Raw genomic sequence first — 24,029 nt, 5'->3', positions numbered from 1 at the left:
GGAACACCCTGTCACAAATAGCCATGCGCGCGGGGGTCAGTGTTCAGCAGATGAAGCAGTGGAATCATCTGCGCTCCGCGCGTGATCTGCAGGCAGGTCAGCAGTTGGTGGTTTATGGGGGGCATCCTCTGGAAAACGCCACTTATAGCCAACAACCAGCCAATCACGCTCTGGTGGTCCACTCTGGAAATACCCTTTCGGGACTGGCGCAGCAGGCTGGCGTCAGTGTTCAGGACCTGATGCGCTGGAATCATATCCATTCGGCCAATGACCTGCAGGCGGGAGAACATCTCATCGTTTACGGAGGTCATGCCACTCCCGTTTATACGGCAGCACGCCGACAGCTGACGGTGCGCCCCGGCGAAAGTCTCTGGCAAATTGCCCAGCGGGCCGGTGTCGGTATCACCGCTATTGCCCATGCGAACCACCTGACCGAGCAATCCGTCATCCATCCGGGTCAGGTCCTGAATATTCCTTCGGAAACCGCCGTAGCGGCTATTAGTGCCCGCCAGGAACGCGCCGCCACCCAGCCGCGCGCAGCGACTTATATTGTTCGCAAAGGCGACACACTCTGGCAAATTGCCCAGCAGTACCATGTGCAACCCAAGTCTCTCATCCAATGGAACCACCTGGCCTCTGCCAGCGACATTCAGCCGGGCTCACGTCTCACTATTTATACACGCTAATGGAACAAAAGGTACGGGAGTGTTTTTGTCTCATGCTTAACATTGCCAGGAGCAAAAATTAGCAGTCTGCCACCCTTGGTTTTTGGGGCTCGGTTTTTTTAATTTATCCGCTCTATAGGCATGGTACGACGCGCTGAATACATAGGTAATGGGTCGTTTCTTCAATGTAATTATGGGTGGGGATGATGTTCAGGTGATTCCAGAATGTCTGCCCATCATGCCGATAAGTAAGAATGGTTTCATTGAAAAATCCTTCACTACTCAGTGCTGCGTTGATTCTCTGGATGGCTACGGTTTCGGTCAGAGGACCCAGTAACTGATGTAGTCCCTGTCGGGCGATTTCCGCCAGTGTGTATCCGGTTATGCGGGTAAAACTGGGGTTCACATAGAGCACCCGATGGTGGGGGCATCGATCAGAATGACGCCTTCTTCGGCATCCCCCAGAACGGCTCCCAGCAACATCTGCTGTTCGCGCTGCTTGCGTTCCCGGAGGATATTCACCCAGTCTTCCAACGCTTCACTGACCTGGCGGGCAATACTTTCCAGAACTATCTGGCAGTCGCGAGGAAAAGCCTGCCGATCCCGGTCATACAGGACCAGCAAGGCCCAGGCTCGATGATCACGGTGGATGGGGAGTATGGCCATGGAGTTTAATTGATAAGGGCGGGTGTTTTGTAGCCAGGCATGGCGTAGAGCCGCAGATGTAAAAGGTTCATTAAAGAGGGGAGACTGCTCGCGCCAGACCCGAAGCAGGGGGCCTTCATCGACAGGCAGGCCCATTCTCCGTTCCTCAAAGCTATCCAGATAACCCGTTTCTCCTGCATCAGCCAGCGTGCGTAAACTATCGTCGTTTTCGAAGCGGCAGACCCAGGCCAAGGCGACCGAAGTGCTTTGTACCGCCAGACTACACAGGGACTCCAGTAGAACAGATTCCTGATCGGTATGGGTAATCACCTGTCCAATTGCCTCGTTAAAGACGAAATATTGGGCGAGTCGGTCTTGGGGGTCAGGTTTGTTCCGACGAAAAAGATGCGCCCATATCCGGCGTAAAAGGGCGGGACAGTGAAGCAGATCGTCTAAAGTGTAGGCCATTATTCTCTACACCAAGTTTAAAGTTGCGGTTGTTGCATACGCTTCAATATGTATTGTGCTACTTCATCAATGACGCTTTCCCATGATTCGGATTGCTGCTGGCGAAACAAACGCAGATGGGAATACCAGGGGCTGTCGCTGCGATCGAGTAGCCAACGCCAGTCAGGAGATTTTGCAAGCAGCAGACAGGTTCGGACATTCATCGCTCCGGCCAGATGTGCTATAGAAGTATCCACGCAAACCAGAAGATCAAGATGATTGAGGATAGCCGCTGTATCTGCAAAGTCCTGAATGTGGTCACCGAGGGCGTGCATTGGAAAGGGGCTATGTGGTATTTGAGCTTCGCCAGAACCTTTCTGTAGTGAAATGATTTGGACTCCTGGTAGCAAGCCAAGCGGCGTCAATTGTTCCAGGGAGATCGAACGGGCATCATCGTTTTTGTGGAGAGGGTTACCCGCCCAGACCAAACCGACCCGGAAACCGGAAATTTCCGAAAGACGCTTCCCCCATGCAGTATCCAGTTCATGATCGACAGAGAGGTAGGGCGTTTGCCGAGGTATACAGTCCAAATCCGTTCTGAACACATGAGGCAAACTCATGAAAGGAATGTAGGTATCAAATTCAGGGAGCGGATCACCTTCAATGTACAATACGTCGGCCAATTCGGATTGGGCAAACAGGCGATATAGTTCAGAGCGGGTTTCCAGAATAATCCGTCCACCACGCTGCCGGATAAGGGGTAGATAGCGGGCACACTGGAACATATCTCCAAATCCCTGCTCGGCATGAACGAGAATGGTTTTTCCGTCCAGATCGCTACCATCCCATGCCGTTTGGGCGAAGCGCTGAGGATTGTGGTTGTATTTTACCCTGAAACGGCTTTCATATAGCGTGAAGCCTTCACGGTAGTGACCACAAAGCAGCAGGAAAGTGGACAAATCAAATGCAGACTCGGGGGATTTTCCAGATATTTCGTAGGCTTTTCTGAGCCATTCTTCCGCTTCGGTAAAATTGTCCTGCTGAAAAAGATAAATTCCAAGCTTACTCATGGCTTCTGCACAATTGGGCTGATTGGATATGATCTGACGGAGTACGTTTTCCGCATCAGTACCGCGACGCTGGCTGAACAGACAAACGAACAGATTCAAGGCAGCATCAATATGTCCTGGTTCCAAGGACAGGAGATGGCGAAGCAGTTTTTCAGATTCCGCAAATGCGCCCCGTTTTTGTAATGGTGCGGTAATGTTGAGCAATGCAACTGGGTAGTCTGGATTGATGGCCAAAGCCTGGCGTAATGCCTGTTCTGCTTCTTCGAAGCGTTCGAGTTCGCTGAGTACGTAGCCCAGATTGGACCAGGCGACAACGTAATCTGGCTGTATGCTTAGAGCCCGACGAAGCAGTTCTTCTGCAGCCTGAAAGTCTCCGTTCTGGCTGAGGAGTACCGCATAATTTAATAGGGTATCAGGCGCATTGGGGGCGAGAGTGAGAGATTTTTTAAAGAGTTTCTGAGAATCATCGAGTTGGCCGCCATTAAGATAAAGCACCGCAAGGTTGCAAAATGCCTGAGCATGTTCCGGTTCTGCTTCAATGATGTCTCTAAGCTGCACTTCTTCATTGGAAAATTGCTGGCCAAAGGCAAGGGGCCGGCCAAGAGCCTGCTGAACAACACACCAGGAAGGTATCCATGAAGAAAGAATAACGGCGAGCTCCCATGGCTGATTGATCAGGTGCGCAAGGGTTGTCAGACTTTTTGATTCACGACAGAGATCGCTTACGGATTCATTCCAGATTGGAGTCAGTCGATCGATTAAAAATGCCTCATGTGTCGGGAAAAATTCCTGCAGATCCTGCAGATTTCTTCTGTGTTTTTGTATGTACGCGATTTGTTCTGGTTGATTATATTGTACATCTGCATAAGACCGCAGCAGACTCATCATCACCGCGCGAAGGTTGTTGACGTACATGAATTTGATGGAATAATCATCATTAAAGTACATATGATTCGGCTCGTCTAGCGATCATCTTCAGTCGAAAGCAGTGCCTTTAACTCTTCTGCGCTGAGGAGATTTCTGATGCTGACCTGGTTGCTCCTGTTTTTGATGTTCGATTCAAACATTTGTATGGCCAGGCAATCCAGGATTTCGGAATTTAAACTGCGTTGATGTAATTCCGCATTTTTGACGAGGCACTGATACAGTTCCTCAGGAATTTTATTTAATTCTAAGCTGACCATGATTTGCCTCGTAGATCTGTTTTTCGATTTCCATTAACAGAATTCGATATCCCTGTTCTATGCGTTCAATGGTGTCATCGTTGATTAAATTATCTGGGAATGCAGCAATCTGAGATATAAGTGCCATTTGTTGACAATAAAGATGATATGTTTTAGGCACCATCAATACGCAAGCTTCAATGATTTTATTGGGCAGTCTTTTAATATTTTGACGATCCAGCATATCGGGTGCATGACGAATCATGGCCGTCAGTCGTTCACGCTCGTGAAGAATTTCTGCGTAAGCACCGATCCAGTCGTTTGGTTTTAGGACTTTTTCGTATGATGGGATGCTTAACTTACAGATAAATTGAGGAATTTCCTGAGCAGTGATTGGCCTGGAAAATACATAGCCCTGTATCAGGGTGACGTCAAGCCTACGCAATGCATTCAAGATGGTGACATCTTCCACACCTTCAACGATGAGGCTTTTCCCCAGGGAGCGACTCAGTGCAGAAAGCGCTTGAATAAAGTTGAGATCTTGGGGTTTCTGGTATAAGTCGCGAACAAATATGCCATCGAGTTTCAGAGTATCTATGGGTAGATTTTTTATACGTGCCAGACCGGAATAGGCTGATCCAACATCGTCCAGAGAAAAAGTCATATTTTTTTGTCGGAGCATATTGATCTGATCGATCATCTGCCTTGAGATTTCCAGGTTACTACCTTCAAGGATTTCGAGGGCAATATGTTGCGGAGCGATGTTCTCCCTATCCAAAATGCGTAAAACAGATTGTGCAAATTCTGGGTTTTCCAGTTGAAATATTTCCACATTTACGCTGACTTTAAAATTCAGTCCTTGTTGCTGCCACAGTCTCAAATCATGAGCTGCCTGTTTCAGAACGGCAAAATTGATTTGGATGATTTCTTCTGGTTGTAGATAAGGTAATACCTTGTCTGGTGAAATGAGTTGATTATCAGACTCGAATCGCACCAGAGCTTCGACACGAACGACTTTTCCTTGTGTTAAATCGATGATGGGTTGGTATAAAACGTGAATATTTGACTTTGCTACTGGTTGATAATGGTTATTTTGTTCGTGAAGCATAGAAAAGCTGCCCGGTGATGATTGGGCTGTCTGGCTAAGGATGGCGACAATCTTCTCACCGGACATGGAAAAATCCTACCGAGTGCAGAATGACAATAATTATGGTGACAGCCAGGATGCATTCCGAGGAAAGAATGCAAGCCAATATGAGATTAGACATTTTAGGATGTTTAAGATGAAACGACGTGCTCTGGTTCATGTTGTAACGGCCTATCCAGCAATTTTTGGGGGCTGCTCATTTTCTCAGGCAATTATTATGCTCACATTCTTACGATAGTTGCTATGCAAATAAAACGCAAGATATTTGTGAAGATGCAAATAAACTTAAATTTTTACGTTTCAAAAAGAGAAACATTAATGAAGAGTGATGTTACCTATAAATTTACATTGGGCAAAGTCGTTCTGAATTACTTCTTCCCGGTCATTGGGCACTTTTTGACGAAATAACTTCAGGCTTGGATACCAACTGGTGATATTAACGGGCGGGTCGTGCATAATCCAGTTTTAATATATTACTTACAAATTGCGACAAATTTTGTTGCTATTGTGAATTTCAGGTTCTAACTGGCTGTTCCAAAATAAGAACTTTCAACGCGCTCAACACTTCGAATATCAGCCCATCCCAGTCTCCAGGGGCGGGCTGTCGAAACAGGCGAACACTTGGATACCAGGGGCTATCGCTGCGTTTGCGTAGCCAGCGCCAATCGCCATCATGTGATAGGATGACCCAGGTGGGTACATTCAGGGCACCCGACAGGTGTGCAACGGCAGTATCTACTGTGAGCACGAGATCAAGCTGACTGATGATTGCGGCGGTATCGGCAAAGTCGACTATTTCTGTACCGAGTGACAGAAGCGGAAAGTTCACCTCTTCAATTTGCGCTTCGGCTGACTCACCTTTCTGTAATGAAACCAAATGCAGAGCATCAAGTTCTGCCAAGGGAGCCAGCTTGTTGAGTGACAGAGAACGGTCCTGACCATTGCGGGCGAGTGGATTACAAGCCCAGACCACCCCGACACGCAGTCCTTTCGCAGGCAACTTTGGAGCCCATTGGGCAACCCACTGCTGATCTACGGTTAGGTATGGAGTCTGATTGGGGATGGTGGAGACAGTAGTACCACAGAGATGTGGCAGGCTCATGATAGGTGCAAAGACATCAAATGCAGGGATGTTGGTATTTTCCAGAAACACCTCTTCCACATCCTCCAGGCATGAAAATAGGCGGAGCAAAGGTTCACGGGTCTCCAAAATTACCCGTCCGCCCCTTCTTTTTAATTCTGCAACGTAGCGCACCGTCTGAATCAAATCACCTAAGCCTTGTTCGGCGTGGATCAGAATGCGTTTACCCTGGAGCGGTTTTCCATCCCAACGCTCACGTTCAGGAAAACGGATGGGATTACAGTTTTCTTTTGCTTCAAAGCGAAGCTCATAAAGTCGGAATCCCTCTTCATAGTGGCCAATGGATAGGGCAAAAAGACTGAAATCGAAGCCGACAGTCGGATCATTTGCAGAAACCTCGTAAGCACGCTGAAACCAGGAGTGTGCTTCCTCCAAATCATCGCGCTCAGCAAGGACCAGAGCCAATTTTACCATCGCGTCGCTGAAATCAGAAAATCTTCCGATAGTTTCGCGTAACTTTATTTCCCCGTCCTCTTTTTTGCCCAGGGCATACAGGCAGGCTACCAGGTTGAGCGCGGCACCCCGGTGGTCGGGATCCTGTCGCAGGATACTTCGCAATATTTTTTCCGCTTCGGCATAGGCCTTACGTGCAAATAATGGAACAGTAATATTCACCAGTGCCATCAGAGAATCAGGTTGTAAATCGAGTGCCTTGTGCAAAACAGCTTCGGATTCTGCGTAACGTTTCTGCTCTGAAAGAACAAAACCCAGATTGCAGTAGGCATGCAAATAATCGGGGCGCACCACTAATGCATGCTTTAGCAAATTCTCCGCTTCATCCAGGCGCTTTTGTCGGGTCAGCAATACGGCGAAATTAAGGAGCGCGTCAGAGTGATCGGGATCAATTTTAAGTGCGTGTCGGAAAATTTTTTCTGAGGCAAATTCATCTCCACGTTCCATAAGACTTACCCCGAGATTGCCATATGCCTGGGCATGTTCAGGGTTGTCTTGAATAAAAGTGCGTAAGAAAGTCTCATCATCAGTGGCCGCTGCGAGATCCGGGAGAAGTATTGCCTCTCCGATGACTTCCTGGACGAGGTCCCACTGCGGGAACCATTCTGACTGTACTTGCTCCAGTGACCAGGGATGTTTTTCCAGATTCTGGTATTGGTAAGATTGCCACCCCTCCAGGCTCAGATCACAGAGGGCGTCTTGCCACAATTCGTTCAGATCGCTTGCTTGGGCAGTTGTGGTGTCAATTGCCCGGAGGTCTTGTAATTTTCGTCGGTTTAAGCGCACGGACCTGGCTAGTTCTGCCCGCTGTGATTTGTCGCCGCAAGTCCCAAAACGCAAAAGCAGAGCAAGTAGTTCGCGCAGGGTTTGGCGATAATGGAAATGCAGGAGCCAATAACTGGGTAGTATGGACATGGGCAAAATTTTTGTGCTTGGTTATCAAAATCAGTGGAGAGGCAAGATCTGCCAAGCAGGATCATCTGGCGTTCCTGTAATGTCAAGCCTGAAAGCTCGATTTTCGGGAGTATGTTGAGTAAACACTCATTATTTTCAGGCTTGTTGCGTGGTTTAACCATTGAGCTGAACATGCTCTTGCCCATGTTCAGCATACAATCAAGTTGGATAACGTTTCTTAATATGATGCATTTATGAATATACATGTTACCTAAAAGTAATCAGCAGCGGAATGGCTGTGGATGGGGTTCTCGGAAATGATCCCAGCCCATGGTTTTTTTAATGTGCAATCAAATGCGGTGTATTTTGTAACATTGTGAGAATATTTGTTAATTTTATAAAAACACGTCATCCGGTAGACGCCTCGGGGTCACAGGTCTAAGTTGCTAATGTGATTGTTTATTATGATTTGCTATTCAATAAGATGATCAATTAGAAAATCATTTCAGTTTGTTTATTTGAATGTGGAACTAATAGATGCTTTCTGCTGGCGTGTTTTTTGCTTACGCTTGCATGAACCATAACTCAAGTGTCTAAAGGACGAATTAATTATGCAACGCATTTCATTCAATCAGAAAATTCTAACTGTAGCAGTGGTGAGCACATTTGCGGTCATGGGCGGCGTAAGTGCTCCAGTATATGCCGGAACTGTCTATGGCGGGGGAGGGTTGGTAGCCTCCCTGACGCAGACCTTGGGACTCGGCTCTGCCGTAACCTCACAAGGCAGTGATGGTAACATTGCCAGTGGATTAGGTTCCTCTGCAGGGACAAACGACACCGCTATTGGTGACAATGCAACCTCGACAGGAACAGATTCTGTAGCATTAGGTAATGGCAGTAGCGATGGTGGACAAAACAACGTGGTTTCTGTCGGAACGACTACTGCGCAACGCAGAATTATTAATGTTGCCCCGGGTAACTTGACCTCAACCAGCACCGATGCCGTTAATGGTAGCCAGCTTTATGCCACCAATCAGCAGGTGAGTTCAAATACCAGCAATATCAGTCACCTGAGCAGTACAATTTCAAACATCACCTCCGTGTCTGCAAATTTATCCGCAATCAAGGCGCAGCAGACGACAGATGTTAGCAACATCAGCAATCTCAGCAACCTGAATCATACTAACACCACCAATATTGCCAGCAATACCAGCAATATCAGCAACCTCAGCAACCTGAACTCCAGCAACACCAGCAACATTGCCAGCAACACCAGCAACATTGCCAGCAACACCAGTAATATCAGCAACATCAAAAATCAGCAGACCACCGATGTTAGTAACATCAGTAACCTGAGTAGCCAACTATCTCAACTTTCTCCTGTTAATATTTCCAAAATCCAGGCGCAGCAGACCACCGATGTTAGCAACATCAGCAATCTCAGCAACCTGAATCATACCAACACCACCAATATCGCCGGTAACACCAGCAACATCAGCAATCTTAGCAACCTGAATCATACCAACACCACCAATATTGCCGGTAACACCAGCAACATCAGCAATCTCAGCAACCTGAATCATACCAACACCACCAACATTGCCAGTAACACCAGCAATATCAGCAATATAAATAAGCAGCAGACTACCGATGTCAGCAACATCAGCAATCTCAGCAACCTGAATCATACCAACACCACCAACATTGCCAGTAACACCAGCAATATCAGCAATATAAATAAGCAGCAGACTACCGATGTCAGTAACATCAGCAATCTCAGCAACCAGAACAATACCAACACCACCAACATTGCCAGTAACACCACCAACATTAGCCATATCAGCAACATCCTTAACCAAAAGGGAATTGGTGTATTTACCATAGACTCCAGTGGCAACCTCACCAGTAGTAATGCTAAGCAGTCAACCGGTGTTAATGATTTTGCTGCAGGAAAAGATGCTACTACATCAGGTGATAACAGCATTGCAATAGGTACCGGAGCAGAAGCTAATTATTCCGGTGCGGTGGCAATTGGTGCGGGAGCTAAAGCGAATGCAGATCCGGCAACGGCTATTGGCAGCAATGCGGACGCAATGGCCGCCAATTCTACCGCAATTGGTGCCAATTCCACCGCTAACGGCACCAATTCGGTTGCCTTGGGGCAAGGATCTGTGGCCAACCGGGCAAACACGGTTTCAGTGGGTGATGCGGCAACTGGGTTACAACGGCAGATCACTAACGTAGCCCCAGGAACGGCGCCCAATGATGCGGCAACCTATGGGCAGGTGCAGGGGGCCATGTCGTCTGCGGTAGGACAAGCCAAGCACTATGCCGATCAGGTCGGTTCGGTCAATGCGGCTTCTCTTAATGCCGCCGCCGCCGCCGCCGCTGGTCAGGGTCCCAATACCGTGGCCGGTGGTTACGGTAACTACAACGGGCAAAGTGCCTTTGCATTCACCTACCAGCACAGGTTCAACTGCAACTGGACGGGTCAGATTACAGTTGGTAGCAACGGGTCTGGAAATAATACCGCAGTTGGTGCCGGTGGTTCCTATTCTTGGTGATTGAGCAGCGTAAAACATTCTTCGTTCTTCAACGGGAACCCGATGATATTGTTCGGGTTCCAGAAAAGAATTCCTTGCTCCATCAAGAATCATTTAGACTAGGATGAGTTACTATGGAAAAGCTGATTTATTCATTTATTGCATTGGCGGCAGGCAGTTTAACCCTGACAGCCTGTGCACCTGTTCATTATCATAGCTGCAATTTGTCTTGTTTTGCCAAACCGAAACCAGTAAAGGTGCAACCTGCACCACCACCACCACCGCCGCCTGCAAAAATCATTGCGCCAATTGAGCAGACTATTTTGCAAAGTAAGCCCATTACGATACGTGGCGTGAATTTCAATACCAACTCATCAAAACTGATTGGAAGCGATGTTTATGTGCTTAATCGTGCTGCACGCTTTGCCAGGCTTCATCCTAGCGCCATATTGTTGGTCAAAGGGTATGCCAGCAAGACAGGTTCCTTTGCCTACAACCTTAAATTGTCAAAAAAGCGTGCTAACTCGGTCGCTGGTTATTTGACTTTGCAGGGTGTTCCAGACTACAGAATCATTACCAAGGGTTATTCTTGGATGGATCCCGCTGCCAGTAATGCAACTCGCCAAGGCCGGTTCCTAAATCAGCGTGTAGTCATCGACTCCACTATTCAGGTTAAAAAAATAGTGAAGCAGCAGCCCTGATTCGCATTGCCCGTTGCCATAACCGGCAATGGGCAAGTTGTAATTCACTGATATTTTTTAATCAATTGTTCAGCGACCACCGCGATCTTACCACCGCCGGATTTAGCCTTATTCAGCCATTGCAATGATTCTGTTGCGTTTTTTATTTCCTGGTTATCCTGGTAAGCCACGCCTAAAAGCAGTTCAGCTTTGGGGTTGCCATTGGCTGCCGCTTTCTTCCACCAGGAAATCGCTTTCAGGATGTCTTTTTCGATGCCTTGACCTTCATAATAGCTGGCACCCACGCTGAGCTGCGCGGTTGTGTTGCCTTGTTCTGCAGCTTTTAAAAACCAGTGAAATGCTTGTGAGTAGTTTTTTGCTGTGCCATAACCCTGGGCGTAATCCCGGGCCAAAGCTAATTCGGCAATGGGATTGTTCTGGTGGGCACTGCGAATAAACCAGGTGTTGGCATTTTCATGGTTTTCAGGAACCCCCCGGCCATAATAATTGGCCAGACCCAATAACAGCTCGGCGTAGGCATCTCCCTGCACGGCTGATTTTGTCCACCAATAAACCGCTTTCTGGGGGTTTTCGGTAACTCCTTCTCCATGGGCGTATGCATAGCCGAGATTATTCTGCGCCTGGGCATTTCCGGCCTGAGCAGAAAGTCCCCACCAATAGGTGGCTAATTTAAGCTTTTTGGTAACACCAGTAGCAAAATAATAAGCATCTCCCAGGTTGAATTGGGCTTCTGAGTCACCCAACTTTGCGGATACTAACCAGGCCTGTGCAGCACGACGAGGATGGTGCATGTGCGTCCAGTAAACTCCTTGCCAATATTCGGCCCGCGCTTTTGCGTTCATGGCATGCGGGTTTTGTTTGTCAAGGGGATTGACTGAAGTCAGATCGGGCTGCGGCAATACTGCTGCGGCACAGGCCAACGAAGGATAGAGGGTCAACAGCCCAAGCAGGGCGGTATGGTGCAGTCGATAAAATTTCCTGGTTGGATCGGGATAAAGCGCATTCATAGTGTATTCCTGAATAATTAAATGATTATATTACAAAATATCGGATGATCGAGCAGGATCGGTTGCATTAAGCTCTATGATGTCAGAAAAATTAGATGGGTAAAACTGTCTGGATTAGGTTTCCGGTGTCACTAACATGGTTACCAACGAGATATAAAAAGTAACACAAAAAATTTGGTAAAGCAGGTAAACAATGAGTTACAGTGTTTTAAACGTGGCACAAGATTTGCTAATCATATAACGCCGGAATGATGTGTATTTTCGGCAAAAAAAAATAAAGCATTTCATCCTTTATGTACTCATCTATTTTAAGGAGTAAAGTTATGGCAGGTTTAAATGTAGGTGGACTTCTCAACAGCGTGACTGGATTACTTGGCGGCCTTCTGGGCGGTTCCAGTGGCATCACTACCAGTGACGTCAGCACCCTGATGAATGATGGGGTTGCCGCTACCACCACCCTCGACAAGGCAGTTACTACTGATGCTGCAACGCTTGCAGCAGACATGACGAATGACATCACGACGGCTGCACAGGGCACTTTGAGTTTGGCAGTTAACGGTGCAAGCGCCCTGAGCAAATCCTTTTTGTCAGACAGTGCATCCACAGTGGCTTCACTGGACAAGGCCGTTGGTTCTTCAATTACCGCCGATTACACGCAATATGTTGCCGGTCCTTTGGCTGCCGGGGTTGGTGGCGGAATCAGTGGTATGCTGACGGGCGTGGGTACTGGCGTGGGTAATGCGATGGCTAACATGGCTACCAGCATCCCTGCTGCTACGGCTTCCATTGTCGGCTCTTTGGGGGCTTCTACTCTTACCGCTACGGGTCTGAGTAATGTTCTGAGCAATGCTACGGTGGTCGGATCGTCCTCCTCCGGTCTTTTGGGCGGACTGCTCTAATTTAGAGTCTGTAACTCCGTTCAGAACCACAACGGCGCGGTATATCCGCGCCGTTATTGTGTGCAGCCAATAAAACAAGGAGATCCGATATGGGTACACTAGGAAGTTTATTGTCCGGATTGCTATCGGCGCTGGGTCTAGGCAGTTCTGCCAGTTCCAGTTCACCCCCTTCTTTGCAAACAGTCGGCACTGTTGGTGCCGAAATGAATCAAGCAGTCAGTCAGTCAGTTACGGATGCCGCCACCCTTGCCAGCGAAGGCGTCGGTTATGCCAGCGGAGAATTGACAAGCACCATCACCAAAACTACTTCTCTACTTACTGGAGGAATTCTGGGAGCGGAAAATTCCTTTCCGGGACTACTGGATGGTAGCAGCTCTATAAGCATTTCCAATCTTGAAAACACTTTGATTTCTGATGGTAATCAGGCTGGAATGGCGCTTTCAAATTTTGCGAGTACCATGCCTGCCAATGTCGCCACGGGCATTGCCGACGGTGTGAAAAGTCTGTCTTCCAGTCCATTGGTTACAGATATTGGTGGATATTTATTTTATTAGGCATTTCTCAAGAACCTCCTCCCAGTAAAGCCTGGGAGAGATTCTCTCCTAATCCTGCATTGTGCGTTATTAAATTGTCCGGCTTCGCTTGACTGGCTGGAGTGCTCTGTGCGCCATCCATGAATTGCATCGTGCAATTGATGATCAGTTTATTGGCTTCTCGTGCCAGACTTCCTGGAAAAGGTGCATAAGGTGAAGCCGCACGGATTAATTCGACGGCGCGGGACGACTCTGTGCCAGGCAATGTGGAGTTTAGCAGGGCTAGACCTGCCAGGTGGCCGCTGGATACTACCGTCACTCGCAGCTTGATTTTTCCTGAATTCTGATTCAGTAGTTGACCCGAAGCCCTTTGCTCAACATGCTCTATCCAGTAGGTTACGTAGTGGCTTATCAGGCGTGCTCGCTGGCGGGATGTCAAAATGCTGAATTGCGTATGCGGTGATACAGGGCTTATTTTTCTCTTTGCGGAAAGGGGCGATGAAGATTCCCTTTGATGCATTGGGGATGCGTTGACTGGTGCCTTGGCTTCCTTTGCATGAGGCCGTGGAGCGGCAAATTGTTTGACCTGATGAGGATGCGGTGGGGTCGCAGCCTGGGCCTGGGTTGTTTTGGGGAGGGGAACCATATGAAAAGCGTAGGGCGCGGCCGCAGTCCGGGTGCGTTCGTGGTTCATGATTTCAAAGACCGTAGCGACAATGCCCAACACGCAAAATGTGGCGCCCACCAGCCACCAGGTTAAGGCTTCTCCAGAAAAAAACTGACGATGTTTCATGGTCATCATAATGGATGATCTCCAGGAGTGTTCTCCGACTCCTGAACGACGTTCTGGGTTTTTTCGAGGAGCATGTGAACCAGATTTCCAGGATGCAGCATGGCATAGAACATCCACTGTGCGACTACCCATTCACTCCGCGCCGATTGCCATGCGCCTTGGGCATTCATCGCCTGCAATTCGGCAGTATGAACGTCCATTTTACTGACCCGACCATGATTGTAGAGCGCTGTCACGAGTTGCAAGCTTTTTTGTGCGGAAATAAATTCCTCGTGTAAGGTTTGCACCCGTTTTTCCCCATCCCGGATTTCTTCGCGATCCACACGCAATTGTTGGTGGCCTTCCAGTATGGCTTGCTGGTACTGGATGTGGGCAGATTCCAGTTTGGCTTCGGCATCATCTAATTTGGCCAAATGACCTGTGAAGGGCCCGAGGCTTTGGGTGATGCTCAGTCCTACCGTGTAATTGTTGCGATTGACATTGTTGAAAGCGGGTCCAAAACCGTGGCTGGATGTTCCCAGCCAGTTGTAGCCAGCCTGGAGGTTCACGTCTGGTAAAAAACTCCCCCGGACGGAGGCTACATGGTGGCGTGCCTCGCGCATGTTGGCCAGATCAGCCTGAATCGTAGGTAAATGATTGACGATATCGGTGTCTTCTGTCTCGTTATTGGCATTTTGCCCCAGCTCAGGGGGTGTTGGGATTGTTTCGTGACCCGCCTCGCGGGCCAGCGCAAAGGCACCTTGCTGACCCAGCAAAGCCGCCAGATCGGTCTGGGACTTCAGAAGACGCCTGCGTAAGTCATCATTTTGAGACTGATATTGAAGCAGGAGAACGCGAGCCTTATTGAGCCCCAGCACACTTTCATTGCCCTGTCGAAATTTTTGTTCGTTCAGGGAGAGATCCTCTTCTGCCAGAGAGATCGCTTTGCGGAGAATGGCTTCCTGTTGCTGCAGACTCTGAATTTGCTGAAAGTTGACGAGCAGATCAAGCACAGCCTTATTTTGTTGATAGAGACTCTGTTCGCGTGCGACAACTACGCCCTGGTGTGCGGCAGAGAGATTTTCAATGCCGCTTCCGCCCTCGAAAAGATTGAGGGAAGCCATGATGCTCATATAATTTGAATAAATACTGCCTTGGGTTGCAATGATATTGGAACCCACCAAAGAAGCAGAGGGTAAGCCGCTGGTGTTGACATACATCTGGCTTTGTTCCTGAAAACTCAGATGCGGGAGAAAATCACCAATGGCCTGCAAAGAACCGGCATTCGCGCTACGCAAGTTTTGGGCGGCAAGACGGATATGGGCATTATGGTCGATGACTGTCTGGACAAGATCATAAAGGGAACTGCCGGAATGTCTGTCGGGCTGCGACAGACTACTGGTTGCCAGGCTCGGTAGTGGCGTGATTCCCGCCGACATTTTCGGTGTTGATTGGGAAATTGCAGAGGGTGGCCCAAAAATGACGACAGAATTATGCTCCGGTTTGTTGGGCTCGTTCAACGGCGTTGCAAGGATTTTCGCCGGTGCCGGTGCCGGTGCAGGTGCCGGTGCAGGTGCAGGTGCAGGTGCAGGTGCAGGGTTGATTTTCGGCACAGTTTCGCTGACTGCCGGCTGCTGAGACGCTTTCGGACTATTCAGGGAGAGTGTCGGGATTTTGCTCAGATGAGGCGCTTTCGAGGAAACGGGTTGGGTCTCTGAAGCTGGCACTGTTGCGGACCTGGGAGTCGTTGCAGACAATGTTTGAGGTTTTTGGGCCGTTAGTGGCATCTGTGGGGAGATATCGGGCCGTTGTCTGGCCAATACCTGCTCCTGTTCCCTGGACGGATGACCATAATATTGTGGAGAAGTGGGGAGCGCAGCACTGAGGGCTGCAGCCAGCCCGGTGTTGCTGATGTCATCAACTGCGCTTGCCTGGGCCTCGGCAGGCAAGGCTGCCGCCAGACCGAGCATGACCACGGCAAGCTGTACCGCCACTTGCAAAACCGTACCGGAATTTTTCATCGCACTGACAACCCTTCGTCCCAGTCGCGGAACAGGGGGCTGAGGAAAAATTGCAGGATGCGTCGTTCCCCGGTATTGATGTTGACGGATACGGACATGCCAGGGCGCATTTTGACCGCCTTTCCGTGCACCATCAGAGAGGGATGCGCCACGGTAACACGGATACGGTAGAACAATGCCCCGCTGGAGCCGTCGCTACCATGCTGGGAAATGGCATCGGGGCTGATTTTGTCAACCACTCCCTGCAGGGCTCCATATTGTTCAAAAGGATAAGCGGCTACCTTGACCCGTGCCTTTTGACCGACATGAACGAAGGCCATGTGACTATCAGGCAGGGCGCATTCAACGACCAGCGGGGTCCCACTCGGCACAATGCTGACCACGGATTGCGCGGGTGTCACCACCTCACCAATATTGCGTACATCCACACTTTGCACCACGCCGTTTACTGGAGAGCGCAAGGCATGCAAGGCCAGTTCGCGGTTGGCGTGGGTTTGCTGAGCTTCCAGAGAAATCACCGATTGGGTGTTTTCACCGAGGCTGTGCAGTAAGGTGGCATGATAGTTGGCACGGGTTTCGGAAATATCCTGCTCCAGTTCGGTCTGACGTTGGGTATAGCGGGCAATGTCGCCCTTGTTTTGGGTAATTTGTCCACGCAGACTGATTTCCTTTTGTTGGGCTTCCATATATTGGATTTCCGGTATGGCCCCGATTTTGGCGAGGGCCGCATCTGCCACGACTTGCGGATGCAATAAATCCTCTTGTTGTTGCAGGGAAGCCCCCTGACTTTTGGCGGCTTCCAGAGCGGTCTGATTTTGGGCCAGACGGGATTGTTCAGCACTCTGGTGACTCCGATACTCGGCCTCCTGGGCGGCCTGCAGGGCATTTTCCATTTGCAGGTATTCGGGGTTTACCTTGGCTGTAGCGGTGAGACTGTTATGGCCACTGAGTTGCGCCTGGATGCGCGCCCTTTCAATATCGCGTAGCGCCAGTTCCTGTTTGGTCGCATGGAGGGTGGCCTGAGTCACCGTCGGGTTGAGAGAGACCAGTAATTGACCCTTGTGCACCGGTTCGCCATTGTGCACATAAATATGTTCGACAGTGGCAGTGGTGATAGGCTGAACCATTTTGACCCTACCGTCAGGCACAAATTGACCACTGGCTGTGGCGACAATATTCAATTTTCCAAAATAAGACCAGAGAATGGCAGCCACCAGAAGAAAAACCAGTGTCCACAGGATGCGGTGTTGCCACGGCGCCGGGGGGCGCTCCTGAATTTCCAGCAGGGGTGGCAAAAACTCATTTTCCAGTTTTTTCAGGGCAGCCTGACGGTTTTTTTCTCGGGCTTCTGCCACGCTACCGCGCAAACCACCCAAAGCACGTGCCATTTCAGTTTGCTCCTTCTTCGTCATGAGCCAGCAAGGCGTAGATCCCATTTTGGGCTATCAGGGTCTGATGTGCGCCCTGCTCGACAATTTCACCATCGTCCATTACCAGAATAATGTCTGCACTACGGATGGAGGCCAGGCGGTGTGCGGCCATAAAGACGGTGCGTCCTTCGCAGATTTTATGAAGGTTTTTCCAGATGATACGTTCGGACTCATAGTCGAGGGCACTGGTTGCCTCATCAAAAATGAGAATGCGTGGATCACCCAGGAGGGCTCTGGCTATGGCAATGCGCTGCCGCTGTCCGCCAGAGAGGCTGTCCCCCCGTTCGCCCACTTTGGTGTCATAGGCATCCGGCATTTTGCTGATAAATTCATGAGCACCTGCCAACTGCGCGGCGGCTATGACGCGATCAAGAGTGGCCTCAGGATAGACCATGGTAATGTTTTCGCGAATGGTTCCAGAGAACAGGAAGTTTTCCTGGAGCACCACGCCGATCTGGCGCCGTAACCAGTTGGGCTCGACATGGCGTAGATCGATGCCATCAATAAGCACGGTTCCTGAATCCGGCAAATAGAGCCGCTGCAACATTTTGGCGAGGGTACTCTTGCCCGAACCGCTGCGACCAACGATACCGACGAAAGATCCTGCGGGAATGTCAAAGCTGATGCCCTTGAGCACTTCTTCCGAATCTGCCGTATAGCGAAAACGCAGCTTGTCGAGAGTCACACGGCCATGCAGGGCAGGTGGAGAGGCCTTGCCAATATCCACCACCGGTTCTGCCGGGGTGTTCATGAGATCACCCATGCGACTCACGGATACACCCACCTGCTGAAAATGCTGCCAAAGTTGGGCGAGGCGTAAAATCGGTCCAGTGACCTGACCGGAGATCATCTGGAAGGCGATCAGTTCACCCACGCTCAGCTCGCCATCCAACACCAGTTTGACCCCTACCCATAGGATGGCCAGCGTCCCCAGCCGTTGGATCATCTGGGTGAAGGCACTGGTTACGCCAGCCAGACGATCAACCCGATAGGAGGCCATGACGTAGCGCGAGAGGCTTTCTTCCCAACGCTGATAGATTTTGGACTCCACGGCGAGTGCTTTAACCGTCTGGATACCGGTGATGGTTTCCACCAGGAAGGACTGGTTTTCGGCGCTGCGATCAAATTTTTCCTGGAGCAACCGACGCAGGACGGGGAATATGGCCAGAGATAATCCCACCATGAAGGGAATGGTGGCGAGCACCACCAACGTCAGCAATCCGCTATAAAAGAGCAGGACAATAATAAAAATGCCGATAAACCAAATGTCGATGAAGGACATGAGGGTAGGACCGGTAAGAAATTGCCGCACGACTTCCAGTTCCCGGACACGCGCGACCGTGGAGCCCACTGTCCGGGTTTCGAAGTAGCGCATGGGAATGCGCAGCACATGAGCAAAAAGGCGCGCGCCCAGAGTCACATCAATGCGGTTGGTGGTATGGGTCATCATCAGCGTTTTTAGAACGTTGAGGGTGGTTTCAAAAGCAATCACCAGCAACATGCCAATGGCCAGGATGTCCAGGGTGGGCAGGCTGTGATAGACCAGCACCCGATCAATCACCAGCTGCACGAACAAGGGCATGGCCAGCCCGAACATCTGCACGACAAACGCAGCCATCAGAACTTCGATAACGGGCTTACGGTATTTCAGAATGATGGGTATGAACCAGCGCAACCCAAACCGTTGGTTTTCAGCACCCCATGAAAAACGGGGCTTCAGAAAAATGACCCGTCCGGTCCAGGCCTTTTCCAGAGTCGCCTGATCGAGAATGAGCTGACCACGGGTAGGATCGACGGCCACCAGGCGCTGGTTTTCGAAGCGCCCCAGCACAATGTAATTGCCGTCTTTCAGCTCTGCCATGACCGGATAATGTTGGCGCGCCAGATCTGACCACTGCAACTGGACGACTTTGGCTACCAGCTTGACTTCCCGTGCAGCCAGGATGATTTTGCCCGGAGGGAGTATGGGCGCAGTCATGCCCAATGCCCGGGCCAACTGCTCCGCATTGCAGGGACGCTGATAGTAACCTGCAATCATGGCCAGGCATTGCAAGCCACTGGAAACGGGTTGGGCAGGACGTGGCGACTCAGCGGGGCTGCCTGGTGTCCCGTTGCCCTGCTCTGAATCCTGTCCGGTCATGGATGCGCGGTGGCACGAATCTGGATTCGGCTCTTATGAGGTGATGAGGATGATGTGGGGGTCTGTAGCGGCGTGACCTGGTTGTCAAAGCTTTCCATGGAAGGCCCTGCCTGGGCTTTGCTTTGCAGTCCGGCAATTGCACTGTTGGTGCTGCTAAGCTGTTCTTCCAGAGACTTGCGTTGGGCATCCAGGGCCTCGGCTTCCTGCAGTAATTGACCCTGGGCAGCGGTTCCAGCCTGAACAATTTTCTGCTGGGCAGAAATCTGTTGCGCCAGTTCTTCTTCACGCTTTCGCTGGGCAGCAAGGCTGCGCTTGGCGACGGCAATGCGGGCATCTAACTGTATTTTGGCAAGATCGGGTGCTGCCAGACGAATGGTTTGAGTGGCCAGTTTGGTGTAGAGCTGTTCGGCTTTGTGACCATCTGCAGTTTCTCCGACCCACCAGAAATCATGATGTTTGAGCAGAACCACCGAGTAATTGAGGGTTTGCGGATTAAAAAACATGGCGGCTGCAAAAGGGCCGTTGTAAATGGTGCGCAGCTCTACAAGCGCGTGCGTCTTGATCAGACTCAGCACATGTTGAGTCAATGCGGGTGCCTGCGCGGGGGCGCTACTGGGAAGTGCTGCTGGGTTGTCAGACTGTGGAGTGGTGGCGGCGCTATCTGCATAAGCCCCAGTGCTTAATCCCATTCCGATCAGCATCCCAATGGTCATGGACAGGATACGAATAGCCGGTTGTTTTGTTCGTATACGCATGTGGTATCTCCTTGTTAATGTCGTTCAAAGCGGTGTGGTCAAAACAGAAAGCTGATTTTACGGTGTTGCTTCCTTTTTGCCATCAATCAGATAATCCGTATTTTTTCATCTTCAGCCATAATGTCTTGCGGCTCCATCCCAGAGCATCGGCAGTTTCCGATCTGCGCCACTGGTTTTTTTCCAGGGCCTGAAGTACCTGGCTGCGCTCTTCTGTCCGGGATGAAAAATCTGGAAGTTCGTCCTGTTCCGGCGTTTCGCATTCCATCGCCTCGGTACAGAGTAGGTGCAAACATTCTGCCTGTTCAAAGCGATGATGTCCCAGGTAATAAGCCGCCATGCGCGCTGCCTTGTTGTACAGCTCACGGACATTGCCGGGAAAGGAATAACTGAAAACCCATTCCTTCAACCATAAAGGCAAATCCGGAAGCTCACAAACTTCCTGGGCATAAAGATTCAGAGACTGGCGCATGGCGGCATTGAACAGTAAATGCTTTTCTTCTGGACCACGTTCTTGCAGGGTCGGGACATAGAGTTCGACGACGGCAATACGGTGATAAAAGTCAAGACGAAAGGTGCCTTCCTGAATCATGCGGTTGAGGGGGCGGTTGGTGGCAGTCACCAGGCGAAAATCCGTCTTGATGGCTTCACTGGAACCTACGGGGTGAATCATTCCGTCATCCAGGGCGCGGAGTAATTTGACTTGCTGGGAAAAGGGCAGATCTCCGATTTCATCCAGGTACAGAGTGCCTTTGTGGGCATCGCGGAAATAGCCGGTGTGGTCGCGCACCGCACCGGTAAACGAACCTTTGATGTGCCCGAAAAACATGGATTCAAACAAGGTATCGGGAATGGCCGCGCAGTTTACGGCAACAAATGGACCGTTGCGATATTCGGGATGGGCGTCGGCCACCATCCGGGCAATGTGTTCCTTGCCGGTTCCGCTTCCTCCGCGAATGAGCACGCTTACCGAAAGCGCGCCATAAAGCCGGCTGTTGGCCACCAGTTGTTGCATGCAGGCAGCCTGATAGAGAAAAGAACCTTCCTTGTGCAAGGGGAGTTCAGCATGGGGTTTTTCGGGCTCTACGCTAATTCCCGTCTGGGCATTTTCTCCGAAGCGTGGAGAGCTGCGCAACGTGTGGCGCAATACGGCTTCGAGGCTGGCACAGTTGAAATAAGCCGGGAGCACCACCCGGTCACTGACTGATGTTGCGGTATAGACACTTTGGTCGCCACTGCCCACCCAGATGACCGGAATACCCTGAATGCGTTCCCAGGCCAGATGATTCCGGTCATAGCGACGTAACGCGCTGGTGCTGATGAAGGCAATTTCGGCTTCCATCGGCGCGTCACTGGAAGGATGTTCCGCTTCTTCGTCATAGCGCAATATTTCGGGGCTGTCTTCCCGATTCAGGCATCTTTCCAGGCGTTTGGCAAAGTCATGCTGACCTTCCCAAACCAGTATTTGGATGGGATTCATACTAGTAAACCAATACGGCATTGCCGCAACTGAGCGCATTATAATCTACGGTGGCGATTCCTAACTGGATGCCCAGCAATTGGAGTATCGGCGCCAGAACAGAATTCAAAAGGTCTGTCAGCGAGGATAACAACAGGGGATTGAGAACGGCCAGCAATGTCCCCGCTACGTTTCCAAGGCCGAGATTCTGGCCGAGCAGCTTCACATCAAGAGAGTTGGGCATTTGCAGTTGAGTTTTCAGGGCCTGCAAAGTGTTTCCCAGGGCATTACCCAGCCCATTGGTATCTAATGTCCGAGTTTGAGCCGGGGTGCCGGTAAAATTCAGGGGGGTATAACCATAAGTGGTATTGTTATAACCAGCTTGCCCACTGAGCGGGATGGTCAGAGGATTCATTCTGACCTGCACCAGTCCCAATACATTCACCAGATTGAATGGTTGCGCCACAGCAGACAGGGGCTTGGTGGTATTGCCGAGTGCGTCTTGGTGGACATTGCCAATGACGGCTGTCAACAGTCCCGTATTGGTGCCAATTCTGAGCCTAGTGTTGCTTTGCGGTACCGAACAGGTCAGGGTCGTCAAGTGGGCCTGGGCCGGATCTACTTCCAGATAGATGGGAATATTGAGCGCACCACCATCCAGTGCACCAAGAACCTGCACATGCAACGCCAACGCGACCTGCGCAGTATGCGCCTCGGTTTTCCAGCTTCCATCCGGGTTCTGTCCGGGCTCGCCAAAGGCGATGGAAGGTGGAGAAATTACCTGCAAGCCCAGACTGAGATTCACCAGACCACCCAGATGCACGCCCAGATTGGGGATGTCAATGAAGTGCCCCTGATTAGCGACCATGGCAGCGGTAGTGATCAGGTTCAGCAGATTCACCTGGGCATTGGCGGCTGCATTGGGGTCTGCCAGTTTGATGTTGAGAAGTTTTCCAACAGGAACCTGATAGGAACCGGGGACATTGAGATTCACGAGTTGTTGCAGGGCACCTTTAGCATCTGAGGCCATGACACCGCCGTTTTGCTGATTACTCAAGGCCGTCAGCAAGCCCTGGTACAGTCCGGGCAGATTCAGATTGGCCTGCAACAAACCTTTGACATTACCCACGTCGAGTGATTGGGCCAATTTCCCCAGGGTGATGTTGGTGCTCAAAAGCCCATTGTAACCTACGGCTCCTAGATTGAGTTGGGTTCCCAGTAAGCCTCCGAGCAGGGCATTCAGTACGGCAGATTGCTGTGTATTGAGGCTGAGCAATTGGCTGCTGACCGTAAAGCCCGCCATGCTGGGTGCCCAGGCAATGGCCTGGGCGTGCAGGGTCAGGGGCGGTCCCAAAAACAGAAAATAGGGTACCTGCTGACTGACCTGAATCTGGACCGCATTTTTCTGGCTACCGCTGGGTACGTTGGTGGAAAAATAGCTTGGGGCCGCTTGCGTGTCGGGATTCCAGTTGCCGGTGTTGACGGTGATTTGTCGCCCCGGGGCGGTAGTCTGGAAACCGTTGGCAATGGCATTCTGCTCGGCGGTGGTCGAAGCGCCTGTAATATCCTCTGCTCCAGCAATAGCTGCCATGTCGGCAATTTTCTGCAGATGACGCTGTACATAAATGGCGTGGGAAATATCAATGGCACCAAAGACAATGAGCATCACAATCGGCAACACCAGGGCAGTCATGATAACCAGACTGCCCTTTTCGTCGTTACGCGACTCTTTATGTCTCAGGTGCCCGTTTTTCATGGTTGCATACCGGGATACTGGGACCCTGAAATGCCGCTGGTAGAAGCCATAGGGTTAGAACCTGAAGCAGAAGCGGCATTGGAAGATGGGCTGCCAAAGGTTTTCAGATAAGCTTTGTAGCTCTGCTGGGCTTCGGCGCCGCTGATGGGTTGAAAATGACCAGCGTGCTGCCCATCGGCCTGGAATGCCAAAAGATTTTGCACGGCATCGGGGTGTTTGGGCAGGGGCATGGGTGCTACGGCATTATGGGTGATGGTCACCGACATGGGCGTTTTGACTGGAGTCAGGGGGACGGTCTGTTGCACCCTGACAGGAGCAGGAGCAGGAGCAGGAGCAGGAGCAGGAGCAGGAGCAGGAGCAGGAGCAGGAGCAGGAGCAGGAGCAGGAGCAG

20 protein-coding genes are annotated in these 24,029 nt (G+C 50.6%); 5 read left to right on the top strand and 15 right to left on the bottom strand.

What is annotated here, in order from left to right; all coding sequences use genetic code 11:
- On the top strand, positions 1-686 hold a 686-nt coding region (locus HJG40_RS09335), incomplete at its 5' end, for a LysM peptidoglycan-binding domain-containing protein (protein ID WP_215863934.1).
- A 112-nt stretch (positions 687-798) separates the two neighbouring features.
- On the opposite strand, the gene HJG40_RS09330 is transcribed toward HJG40_RS09335, so the two are convergent.
- The 6 genes from HJG40_RS09330 to HJG40_RS09305 form a co-directional block, all read right to left on the bottom strand.
- Positions 799-1,071 (bottom strand): PAS domain-containing protein, encoded by a 273-nt coding sequence (locus HJG40_RS09330; RefSeq protein WP_215863933.1) that lies wholly within the window; start codon positions 1,069-1,071, stop codon positions 799-801.
- Complete coding sequence (locus HJG40_RS09325) at positions 1,068-1,778, bottom strand: GAF domain-containing protein (protein ID WP_215863932.1); 711 nt, start codon at positions 1,776-1,778, stop codon at positions 1,068-1,070. The genes HJG40_RS09330 and HJG40_RS09325 overlap by 4 nt, the downstream gene beginning before the upstream one ends.
- A 17-nt stretch (positions 1,779-1,795) precedes the next feature.
- Positions 1,796-3,775 carry a tetratricopeptide repeat protein gene (locus tag HJG40_RS09320; protein WP_215863931.1) on the bottom strand — a complete coding sequence of 660 codons (1,980 nt, stop codon included), beginning with the start codon at positions 3,773-3,775 and terminating at the stop codon, positions 1,796-1,798.
- Between the two features lie 14 nt (positions 3,776-3,789).
- The gene (locus tag HJG40_RS15410) at positions 3,790-4,011 is read right to left on the bottom strand and encodes an Arc family DNA-binding protein (protein ID WP_215863930.1); all 222 of its coding nucleotides are present in this window, start codon (positions 4,009-4,011) and stop codon (positions 3,790-3,792) included.
- A complete protein-coding gene (locus HJG40_RS09310) occupies positions 3,989-5,164 on the bottom strand; it encodes an EAL domain-containing protein (RefSeq protein ID WP_215863929.1) in 1,176 nt (391 codons plus the stop codon). The genes HJG40_RS15410 and HJG40_RS09310 overlap by 23 nt, the downstream gene beginning before the upstream one ends.
- Positions 5,165-5,651: 487 nt before the next feature.
- Positions 5,652-7,646 (bottom strand): tetratricopeptide repeat protein, encoded by a 1,995-nt coding sequence (locus HJG40_RS09305; protein ID WP_215863928.1) that lies wholly within the window; start codon positions 7,644-7,646, stop codon positions 5,652-5,654.
- 590 nt (positions 7,647-8,236) lie between these two features.
- Here HJG40_RS09305 and HJG40_RS09300 point away from each other — a divergent pair.
- Both HJG40_RS09300 and HJG40_RS09295 read left to right on the top strand, forming a co-directional pair.
- On the top strand, positions 8,237-10,189 hold the full coding sequence (locus HJG40_RS09300) for a YadA family autotransporter adhesin (protein ID WP_215863927.1): 1,953 nt from the start codon (positions 8,237-8,239) through the stop codon (positions 10,187-10,189).
- Between the two features lie 113 nt (positions 10,190-10,302).
- Positions 10,303-10,869, top strand: a complete 567-nt coding sequence (locus HJG40_RS09295; RefSeq protein WP_215863926.1) for an OmpA family protein — start codon at positions 10,303-10,305, stop codon at positions 10,867-10,869.
- Positions 10,870-10,913: 44 nt separating this feature from the next.
- Here the strand turns inward: HJG40_RS09295 and HJG40_RS09290 are convergent, their stop codons facing one another.
- A complete protein-coding gene (locus HJG40_RS09290) occupies positions 10,914-11,876 on the bottom strand; it encodes a tetratricopeptide repeat protein (RefSeq protein ID WP_215863925.1) in 963 nt (320 codons plus the stop codon).
- 323 nt (positions 11,877-12,199) lie between these two features.
- On the opposite strand from HJG40_RS09290, the gene HJG40_RS09285 reads away from it, so the two are divergent.
- Positions 12,200-12,775, top strand: a complete 576-nt coding sequence (locus tag HJG40_RS09285; protein ID WP_215863924.1) for a hypothetical protein — start codon at positions 12,200-12,202, stop codon at positions 12,773-12,775.
- Between the two features lie 89 nt (positions 12,776-12,864).
- Positions 12,865-13,329, top strand: a complete 465-nt coding sequence (locus HJG40_RS09280) for a hypothetical protein (protein ID WP_215863923.1) — start codon at positions 12,865-12,867, stop codon at positions 13,327-13,329.
- Positions 13,330-13,336: 7 nt separating this feature from the next.
- On the opposite strand, the gene HJG40_RS09275 is transcribed toward HJG40_RS09280, so the two are convergent.
- From HJG40_RS09275 to HJG40_RS09240, 8 genes are all read right to left on the bottom strand, one after another.
- Complete coding sequence (locus HJG40_RS09275; RefSeq protein ID WP_215863922.1) at positions 13,337-14,110, bottom strand: hypothetical protein; 774 nt, start codon at positions 14,108-14,110, stop codon at positions 13,337-13,339.
- A complete protein-coding gene (locus HJG40_RS09270; RefSeq protein ID WP_215863921.1) occupies positions 14,107-16,101 on the bottom strand; it encodes a TolC family protein in 1,995 nt (664 codons plus the stop codon). The genes HJG40_RS09275 and HJG40_RS09270 overlap by 4 nt, the downstream gene beginning before the upstream one ends.
- Positions 16,098-17,489, bottom strand: a complete 1,392-nt coding sequence (locus HJG40_RS09265) for an HlyD family type I secretion periplasmic adaptor subunit (RefSeq protein ID WP_215863920.1) — start codon at positions 17,487-17,489, stop codon at positions 16,098-16,100. The genes HJG40_RS09270 and HJG40_RS09265 overlap by 4 nt, the downstream gene beginning before the upstream one ends.
- A 1-nt stretch (position 17,490) precedes the next feature.
- On the bottom strand, positions 17,491-19,671 hold the full coding sequence (locus HJG40_RS09260; RefSeq protein ID WP_215863919.1) for a peptidase domain-containing ABC transporter: 2,181 nt from the start codon (positions 19,669-19,671) through the stop codon (positions 17,491-17,493).
- Positions 19,668-20,426, bottom strand: coding sequence for a DUF2968 domain-containing protein (locus HJG40_RS09255; RefSeq protein ID WP_226857352.1), 759 nt, complete (start codon positions 20,424-20,426; stop codon positions 19,668-19,670). Before HJG40_RS09255 ends, HJG40_RS09260 begins: the two co-directional genes overlap by 4 nt.
- Before the next feature lie 82 nt (positions 20,427-20,508).
- Complete coding sequence (locus HJG40_RS09250) at positions 20,509-21,903, bottom strand: sigma 54-interacting transcriptional regulator (protein WP_215863918.1); 1,395 nt, start codon at positions 21,901-21,903, stop codon at positions 20,509-20,511.
- Between the two features lies 1 nt (position 21,904).
- Positions 21,905-23,638, bottom strand: coding sequence for a TadG family pilus assembly protein (locus HJG40_RS09245; RefSeq protein WP_215863917.1), 1,734 nt, complete (start codon positions 23,636-23,638; stop codon positions 21,905-21,907).
- On the bottom strand, positions 23,635-24,029 hold a 395-nt coding region (locus HJG40_RS09240; protein WP_226857351.1), incomplete at its 5' end, for a DUF3613 domain-containing protein. The genes HJG40_RS09240 and HJG40_RS09245, both read right to left, overlap by 4 nt.

Origin of the sequence: Acidithiobacillus concretivorus (genome assembly GCF_018853445.1) — a bacterium.
GTDB classification, from domain to species: domain Bacteria; phylum Pseudomonadota; class Gammaproteobacteria; order Acidithiobacillales; family Acidithiobacillaceae; genus Acidithiobacillus; species Acidithiobacillus concretivorus.
Note: the sequence above shows the minus strand (reverse complement) of the source record. Positions and strands in the feature narration are given on the sequence as shown.